This is a genomic window from uncultured Coprobacter sp. (assembly GCF_947855755.1).
Lineage (GTDB): Bacteria > Bacteroidota > Bacteroidia > Bacteroidales > Coprobacteraceae > Coprobacter.
Genome location: NZ_CANUAR010000043.1, coordinates 1 through 9,549, shown reverse-complemented (window position 1 = coordinate 9,549; position 9,549 = coordinate 1). Strand labels below are relative to the sequence as shown.

At 41.2% G+C, this 9,549-nt stretch carries 6 protein-coding genes; all 6 read left to right on the top strand.

All coding sequences use genetic code 11. The annotated features are described in order from the left end of the window. The first annotated feature begins 813 nt into the window (after positions 1–813). Positions 814–1,215, top strand: coding sequence for a helix-turn-helix transcriptional regulator (locus Q0093_RS14340; protein WP_297931822.1), 402 nt, complete (start codon positions 814–816; stop codon positions 1,213–1,215). Then, positions 1,212–3,344 (top strand): class I SAM-dependent DNA methyltransferase, encoded by a 2,133-nt coding sequence (locus tag Q0093_RS14335; protein WP_297931819.1) that lies wholly within the window; start codon positions 1,212–1,214, stop codon positions 3,342–3,344. Before Q0093_RS14340 ends, Q0093_RS14335 begins: the two co-directional genes overlap by 4 nt. Then, complete coding sequence (locus Q0093_RS14330) at positions 3,344–4,681, top strand: restriction endonuclease subunit S (protein WP_297931816.1); 1,338 nt, start codon at positions 3,344–3,346, stop codon at positions 4,679–4,681. The genes Q0093_RS14335 and Q0093_RS14330 overlap by 1 nt, the downstream gene beginning before the upstream one ends. A gap of 1 nt (position 4,682) precedes the next feature. Further along, positions 4,683–7,688, top strand: a complete 3,006-nt coding sequence (locus Q0093_RS14325) for a DEAD/DEAH box helicase family protein (RefSeq protein WP_297931813.1) — start codon at positions 4,683–4,685, stop codon at positions 7,686–7,688. A 61-nt stretch (positions 7,689–7,749) separates the two neighbouring features. After that, positions 7,750–8,541, top strand: a complete 792-nt coding sequence (locus Q0093_RS14320) for a TIGR04255 family protein (protein ID WP_367175150.1) — start codon at positions 7,750–7,752, stop codon at positions 8,539–8,541. Between the two features lie 206 nt (positions 8,542–8,747). Then, positions 8,748–9,326, top strand: coding sequence for a hypothetical protein (locus Q0093_RS14315; RefSeq protein WP_297931810.1), 579 nt, complete (start codon positions 8,748–8,750; stop codon positions 9,324–9,326). The last annotated feature ends 223 nt before the right edge of the window (positions 9,327–9,549 follow it).

Below are 9,549 nucleotides of genomic sequence, written 5' to 3'. Positions count from 1 at the left end.
GTATAAAAGTCCCCTCACTATATAAAGGACACTTTTTTGGCGTCAGTACGTGGTTTTGCTAAAAGTTTTATACTTTTTTCTTTAAACTCCTCCATATATCCAAGGACACGAGATTGCAAAATATAGACGTTTGCAAAGATATTTTTGCGGTCAAAAAAGTGATTGTGTGCATTTGTAAAAAAACCTCTCATAATTACCCGACAATTACTGGTAAAAACTTTGACGTTTTTCCAAAAATTCATCTGACAACATGAAAAGTCCCTTCACTTAATAGCCACGAGAAGCAGCTTTTTTGGGGGTAGTGTTTTCATAATTCCTCAAATATTTTGCTTGCCGGCACAAACCTCTTCACTTAGTAGCCACGAGAATTGAAAAATCGGAGCCCTTTGATTGAAGATTTCATCTGATTTTTATAAAACAAGGCAAACAAAAAAACAGCTCCTTACAAGTGGTAGCCAAGTAAGGAGCTGTTTTTATGCACATAAGGCTAACATTTAATTTAAATAAAAAAGCTAGCGAAGCATTAAATGCACCACTGGCTGCAATGAACAAATCTCGCTATATATAAGTAGATCAAATTTTTGCCCAAAATTTCATAAAAAGCGAAAAAAGTTAAAAAATTTTTGAGCCACCCTGCTGAGCATACAACCTGCTCCGTCGGGCGGCTTTGCTGTTACGCTTTAATTGTTATTCTCTAAAACACTAAGTTTGCTTAATCTATTGCCTTTTTGGGAAATTTATGTTATAATGTTCTATGTTATAGAACATAGAACAAATTAGAAAGGAGGTGCCGAATTGCCTAACATTGTGGCGGTGGATCAACAATCCAAGGGAAACATAAAAGAACTTGGGCAGTTGATCCGTGATTGCCGTGGAACGCTAAGTCAATCAAAATTGGCTAAGAAAGTCGGATTGCCTCGTTCTAATATGAAATATATAGAGGACGGCGTCAATGCTCCGACAGCAGAGGTTTACGAAAAGCTGATCGATACACTAAAACCCGATCCTGAAATACACGCTAAAATGGATGCGCTGTACATGGCAATTCGGAGGATTCCTCCGCCGGATATTTGCCGAATTATCACAAGAAACAAGGATTTAGTAGATGCAATGCGAAAAATGGGAGATCGTGATCTGACCTTAGAACAGGTTAAAAGTGTTGACGCATTGTTTGCGTCTTTTCAAAAGAATAGAGAAGGAGAAGTCCGGAAATGAAAGAGAAATATTTTTATGAAGTAATGTTTGATGATACGTCCATTGACGTAAGCAAGGAAGTCGGATTGGTCTGGTCCATTGCCAACTCCCTCCGTGGCGCCTACACCTCGGACAAATATAAGGATGTTATTATTCCCATGATCATCATCCGTCGGTTTGAGTGCGCTCTGGAGGCTACCAAAGATGCGGTTGTGGCAAAGCACAAGCAAAATCCGAACCTTCCGGCTGCGCTTCTTTGTCAGGTTTCCCAATATCCTTTTTACAACTATAGTGAATACAACCTCAAACGACTTTTGGATGATAGCGACAGCATTGCATCCAATCTCAAGTCATACATTGAGGGCTTTTCTGCCAACATCCAGCTGATTCTGGAAAAGCTGTTGAAATTCAGCACCCAGATCGACAAGATGGACAAGAGTAACCGTCTTTACAGCGTGGTTAAAAAGTTCTCGGATTTGGATTTGTATCCAGAACACGTGGACAGCATGAAGATGGGCTACATTTTCGAGGACATTATCCGCCGTTTCTCTGAAAATGCCGAAGCCGGCGATCACTATACGCCTCGTGAAGTAATTCGTCTGATGGTCAATGTACTTTTGGCTGAGGGATGTGATGACCTGCTTACCGAAGAAGGCAAGATCGCCACCGTGCTGGATGCCGCTTGTGGTTCAGGTGGTATGCTTTCCACTGCCTACGATTTCCTGCGTCGCAAAAATCCCTATGTGGATGTGCGCTTGTTTGGACAGGAAATCAACCCCGAATCCTATGCCATTTGTCTGGCAGATATGCTCATCAAAGGGCAGGATGTGAAAAACATCATGGGTGATGAGGAAGCCAACACCCTGAAAACGGACTGCTTCCCAGATCAGAAAATGCGGCTGGTGATTATGAATCCCCCGTTTGGTACGCCCTGGGGCGGAAAAGATGCTCCGGAAGGACAGGAGAAGAAAGTCCGTGAGGAAAACAAGAAGGGTGGCCGATTTGAACACGGCTTGCCCGGCACAGGCGACGCGCAACTGCTGTTTATGCAGCACGCTATCAATAAACTGGATGAGAAAAACGGTCGTGCAGCGATTATTACCAATGGCTCGCCTCTTTTCTCCGGCGGAACCACCAGCGGCGAGAGCCAAATCCGTCGTTGGATGTTGGAAGAGGATTTAATTGAAGCAATCATAGCCTTGCCTTCCCAGCTTTTTTACAATACCGATATTGGTATCTATATTTTTATTCTGTCTCGCAACAAGCGCCCTGACCGCCGTGGTAAGGTTCAGCTTATAAACGCTGTGGATATGTGGAAGTCTTTGCGCAAGTCACTTGGTAAGAAGCGAAGGGAGATAGATAGGGCAAGCATGAAAAAAATTACCGGGCTGTACTATAATTTTGAGGAAAATCAATATTGCAAGATTTTCCCCAACGAGGAGTTTATGTACAAGGAGTATGCGGTTTATCAGCCGTTGCAGCGCAGAGGTGTGTTGGATGCGGAAAGTATCGAGCGGCTGCGGACCAGCAGCTACTTTACCAGTAACTCCAGTATTTTTAACGAGATTGATTTTGAGCAGTTGCAAGAGATGAATCCTCGCGGTGCGGCAGACGAGAAGAAATATCAGAAATATCTGGCAGGTCAGCAATTTGTGGCGGACGTACTGGCAATTTTGGAAGCCAATCGCTCTGACCGTGTGTTTATGGATTACGGCGGGTTTGAAAAGTATCTGAACTCCCTGCTGGGCAAAGTCAAGGGAATGACTGCTAGTCGGTTGTCTGGTATCGCTATGGAACTGACGAATATGGATAAAACTGCCGTGGTACAGAAAGACCGTAAAGGAGAAATCATCAAGGATACTACGACTAAGGATACCGAGATCATCAAACTTACCGAAGATGCGGAGAAGTATTTCAAGCGGGAAGTTTATCCGCACGTGCCGGATGCAATCTGGTCCTATGAATTTGACCCGGAGAAAAAGGAGAGCTCTACCAATAAAGAAAAACTGGGCGCAGAGTTCCCATTTACCCGATTCTTCTACGAGTACAAGGAGCCGGAAAAGGCAGATGATTTGCTGGCCCAGTTTATGGAACTGGAAAAATCCCTCTCCGAAAAAATTGCAGCCTTGCAGGAAAGTGAGGAAGTGTAATGGCAGAGCAGATGAAACCCAGTGGGATTGATTGGATTGGAGATATTCCAAAAAGTTGGAAGGTTAAGCCAATCGCATATATGACCAAATCACGTAGCGGTGGAACACCGGACAGAAATAATTTATTATATTGGGAAAACGGAACAATACCATGGATGTCTTCGGGGGAAGTAAACAAAGTTAACATCTATGATACGGACGAAAAAATTACCACATTAGCAGTACATCATTCCAGCGCAAAAATTATCAGTAAAAATGCAGTTATGGTTGCCTTAAATGGTCAAGGTAAGACAAAAGGAATGAGTGCAATCCTTCGCATTGATAGTGCGTGTAATCAATCATTATGTGCTTTTTCTTGTAACGCCGGTATTTTATACTACGAATATCTGTTTTGGTGCTTTCAAACAATGTACACCTACTTGCGTCAGATGTCTGGAGATGATGTTCGAGATGGGTTGGCAGCAAGTTATGTTAAGAAACAAAAAATACCTGTTCCGAAATATGAAGAACAACAGGCTATCGCAGATTTTCTCGACAAAGAATGTGCTCAGGTTGACAGCATTGCCGCAGATTTGGAAAAGCAGATTGAACTTTTGCAGCAATATAAAAAATCCCTGATCACCGAAACGGTAACCAAGGGGCTGGATAAGACTGTGCCGATGAAGGACAGTGGGGTTGAGTGGCTTGGGAAAATTCCGGCACATTGGAATTTTAAAAGGCTGAAATTTATGCTGGAAAACAGTTCAGATAGCATGAAAGTGGGGCCTTTTGGAAGTGCACTCTCAGGTAGTGATTTCACAGATGAGGGTAAATGGGTATATAATCAACGAGTTGTTCTCGACAATAATTTTTCGGAAAATACTACCTTTGTTTCTGAAGAGAAATTTCAGGAAATGCGAAGCTTTGCTGTATGCCCTGGCGATATCCTTATTACCACAAGAGGCACGATTGGAAAAGTTGCTATTGTTCCAGAAGGGGCTAATGAGGGTATCTTGCACCCATGTATTATCAAATTTAGAGTAGACAAAGAAATGATTATACCTGAACTGTTACAGCTCATTTTGAATGAATCAGACTTTGTTAAAGATCAATTTACCCTTATGAGCAATGCAACTACGATAGAAGTTATTTATTCTTATTCATTGAAAGATATTCTTCTACCAGTTATTCCAGCTGATGAGCAGAAGAAGATTTACGGCTATTTATCGAAGAAATGTTTAGCAATTGACGGTATAATAGCAGAAAAGCAGAAGTCTCTTGCTACAATTACCCAGCACAAAAAATCTCTTATCTACGAATATGTTACCGGTAAAAAACGAGTAAAGGAGGTACAGTGAGATGGCCATCAAAGCAGGTCAGTTAAAAGAACGGGCAGATTATCAGGCGTACATACTGGAAATGCTGCGGGAGGGAAACGGCTATCAGGTACGCCCTTCTACCGCTTACGATCCCGGATACGGCATGGATGTGGAGCTGCTGTTCTCCTTTTTGGAAGCAACCCAGCCAGATGCATTGGCGCGGCTGGAAAAGCTCTATGGCGATAAGACCCGCCAGACCATCCTCAACTACATCAACAATGAGGTCAATAAGAAAAATCGCAGTCTGCTGGATGTGCTGAAGCACGGCGTGGAGTTTGATAACGGTGTATCCCTGACCCTTATGTACCGCAAGCCTGCAACCACCTTTAACCCAAAAGCGGAGGCGCTGTATCAGCAGAATGTACTCTCGGTGATGGAGGAAGTCTGGCACAAAGAGGGCGAGCGCATTGACCTTGTGATTTTCCTCAACGGCATTGCCATTTTTACCTTTGAACTGAAATGCAACACCAGCGGACAGAACTATGAGGATGCGATCTGTCAGTATAAGTTTGAGCGGGATTACAAGACCCGTCTGCTGAAATTCAAGGCGGGCTGTTTGGCTCATTTCGCCATGGACTTGAACGAAGTCTATATGTGCACCAATCTGAAGGGAAAATCTTCCTTCTTTTTGCCATTCAATAAGGGTTGCGGCGTTGGGATTCGCGCCGGCAAGGGCAATCCCCACAATGAAAACGGCATCAATGTTTCCTATATGTGGGAAGATATCCTCAAAAAAGATACAGTGCTGTATCTGATTGATAAAATCATTTTCCTGCAAAAAGAAACCAAGAAAGACCCGGATACCGGTAAGCGTGTTACCAAGGAAACGCTGATTTTCCCCCGGTATCATCAGTTCAATGCCGTGCGCAAGCTGGTGGCAGACGTCGTAGAACACCACAGCGAGAAAAATTATCTCATTGAGCACTCGGCCGGCAGCGGCAAAACCAATACCATTGCATGGCTGGCACACCGTCTCGCCTCTTTGCATGACAGGGAAAACAAAATTATTTTTGATACGGTCTGCATCATCACTGACCGTATCGTGGTAGATCGTCAGCTTCAGAATGCTGTGCTGTCACTTGAGCACAAGGCAGGACTTATCAAGGTCATGGATGAAAAATGCACTTCCAAAGACTTGGCTGATGCTCTCAATAGCAATACAAAAATCATTGTGACCACTATTCACAAGTTCATGTACATTCAGGAACTTGTGCAGGCGCTGAAAAGTAAAACTTTTGCCGTAATTATCGACGAAGCTCATTCCTCCACCGCAGGAACTGCCATGGAAGCAGTGACGTATGCTCTCTCGGAGAGCCGCAAGTTGAGCGAAGCCACCCCTGTTGATGTGTCGGAAGAAGAAAAATCTATGGGGGATATTATCGAAGATGAGATTGCCCGCAGTGGAAAGCAACCCAATGTTTCCATGATCGCCTTTACCGCAACCCCGAAACCGACTACCTTGCAGCTGTTCGGCTGCTTGAATGAAGAAGGAAAAAAGGTCGCTTTTGACCTATATTCTATGAAACAGGCGATTGAGGAAGGCTTTATTCTGGATGTGCTGCAAAACTATGTGACCTATAAGACCTATTTTGAAATTAACAAGGCCATCGAGGATGATCCGGAGCTGGAAACTATTGCCGCAAAGCGTAAGATTGCCAAGTATATTGAACTGCACGATACAAACATCGCCCAGAAAGTGGAAATCATCATTGAGCACTTCAAAAACAGAATCATGCAGGAATTGGGCGGCAAAGCAAAGGCTATGGTCATTACTTCGTCGCGGCAGGCAGCAGTCAAATACCGGAACGAGTTTGAAACCTATATTTCCAAGCATGGGTACACGGGGATTCGCGCATTGGTGGCGTTTTCGGGTAAGGTCTCTCTTGACGGCCACGAATACACTGAAGCGGTAATGAACGGCATAAAGGAAGAAGATTTGCCGGAAGTGTTTGACAGCAACAGTTATCAGGTGTTGCTGGTGGCGAATAAGTATCAAACCGGCTTTGACCAGCCAAAGCTCTGCGCTATGTATGTGGACAAGCGCCTGCGGGGAGTCAATGCTGTGCAGACCCTTTCTCGCCTGAATCGTATATGTGCGCCTTATGATAAGAAAACCTTTGTACTGGATTTCAAAAATGAATATGAGGATATTCAAGCTTCCTTTGCCCCGTTCTATACCGAGACCATTCTGAACGAAACTATTACCCCTTCAGATATTCGGGCGGTGGAAGCTCAGGTGGATCAGTATAATTTTCTGGATATAGACGATATGGAGGAATTTAACGGATACTTATATCAAGAGAAAAGAACATCCAAAGAAAAGGCTCGGATGTGGGCGCTACTGGACAAGTCTTTACAACTCATCAATCGTCATTCGGAACTGGAAAAGCTGGAAATTCGTGCAACGATCAAGCGTTTTTTGCGGTTTTACAGTTTCTTGATTCAGGCAACTTGTTTTGAAAGCGTAGATCTTCATAAGAAGTACAATTTCCTTTCATACCTAGTTAAGGAGATTGAAGTTGGTAGCGGTGGAAATGATTTTGACATTGCGGACAAAATCACTGCCTCTAACTTCCGTCAGAATAAGACCGGAGAAAAGACGCACGAGATTGAATCCAAACCGGAGGTCAGCCTGCCAACACCCAACGAGGTCTTTATGGACGAAGCCGTAAAAAAGAAATTGTCCGAGATCATCGACGAGATCAATGCAGCGTATAACAAGAGCTTTGATCTTGATGTTGCTACCAAGTCCGCGTTACAAATGAGGGATATTCTGCTGAAGAATGGACATCTGCGGGATAGTGCACGGAATAATTCGCTGAAAGATTTCCGCTTCGCCTATTTTGACGCCGTACAAGATGCCTTGATTGCCGGGTATGAACAGAATCAGGACTTCTTTGCGCTTTTGCTTGATAACGACGAGAAGAAGCGGGAACTGATGCAAGTTTTCTTAGAGGATATTTATAAGAAACTAAGAGGGTCTTAAAAGAAGATATGGTACATATAAATGTATGATAATATTATTAGATTAAATGGAGGCAATGTAAATGATGGATTATTCGTCTATATGCTACAAAAACAACTTTCTTAATCAAGTTATTGTCCGAGTTGATTTTTTTCATTTTATTCAGACTAATATGGTGTTTGATGAGATTATTGAAAAGGAAATACTGAAAATATTTCCTCGCCGTGGAAAAGATCAAATTATTCGTTTTAATTCTATTAATGTAGTCTTAGATCCGAAAAATAACAACTTACAAAATGCTAATAATGAAATTGCCGAGGGAATTCAGAGGGAGTATTTTACTAATGACGGCGGTAATAAGTTAATTCTAAGCAACAAGTTTATCATATTCGAAATCAATAATTATGTCCGATTTGAAGTGCACAGGCAATGGTTTCAGACGATAATGCTTGCACTTTTTCAGAAAAATAGGATATCTGCGACTCGAACTGGCATTCGCTATATTAATATTTTTGATACATCCAGAATCAAACTACAGAAAAAATTTTTCACTTCGGAAGTTGCTTCTTCTTTGCATATAAACCTTGTAGAAGAAGATATGCCACGTTTAATAAGGTCAATGCATATGGCTGAATATCGTATTGATGAAATGACTATGAATTTTAGATACGGCATGTTTAATCCGGAATATCCAAATTTTCTGAAGAAAAATGATTTTGTGTTGGATTTTGATTTCTTTTCAAATGAGATTATTGATTCATCTGATGTAATCCTTCAATTGTTGAATAAAGGACATGACGAAATACAATCTCTGTTTGAACAATCTATTACAGATTCTCTGCGTGAGGTGATGGCCTTTGAACAAGTATCTTGAAAGTATTGAATCAATGGAACAGGTAGGAACTGATCATTATAGCCAAAACACACCAAATAGCTCGGTATTGTTAGAGGCAAGTTTAGATGCTCCATCTACAACTTCTACAGAATTTCCTATATACGAAAATAGTACTCAAAGCTTGGACTCATATGAAGCACCAAAAAAAGTAATTGTACGAATATATAGATTGAGGAAGTGAATAAATGGCAACGATATCAAAAGCTAAAACAAGTCAATTGACGGATTCTATTTGCCAAGGTGATATTTTTCGTAATGTAAAGTATAACTACATTGATTGTGAAGATGATAGTGGTGTAAATGTTATTGAATATGAATTTCCTTTGGCGGTTATTATTAGTCAAGCATGTGATGTAATTGCGATGGAAAGTATAGTGAATAACAAGAAAGGAAAGCCCGCAAAATTTATGCCATCAATATTAATGTGTCCAATTTATGCGCATGATGCAGCTAAATCGGGACAACATATTAAAGACGTTTTTCAACAACTATCATTAGTTTTTGAAGGCGAGAATACCTATCAAGGTGATGATTATAAGGTTTCGCAAAGAGACTGGCACTATAGAATTCATGCATTAACCGTTGAATTAAATAAAAAAAAGGTAATAGAAAATGCAATCATTGATTTCAAACATTATTTTACGGTTCCTATAACATATCTTATTAACCACAAAAATAATCGAATTCTTCATTTAGATGATTTGTTTGCGGAACAAATTACTCTTAAATTTTCTACATACTTAGCGAGAGTAGCGATTCCGTAATTGTGTTAAAGTCAAGAAAAATATCGCAGATAAACTAGATTATTACAAAAGTCATTTGAGTGAAAAAAGTCAAAATTGTGTCAATCAAAGAATTTAAGCAAAAATTATAAATCCAAATACGAACAGCAAAAAGGAAGTTCTGTTAAAGAACTTCCTTTTCTGTTCTATAAAAAATTACAGTAACCTTTCTACGCAGATTTATAAAGTTATTGTTTGTATTTTG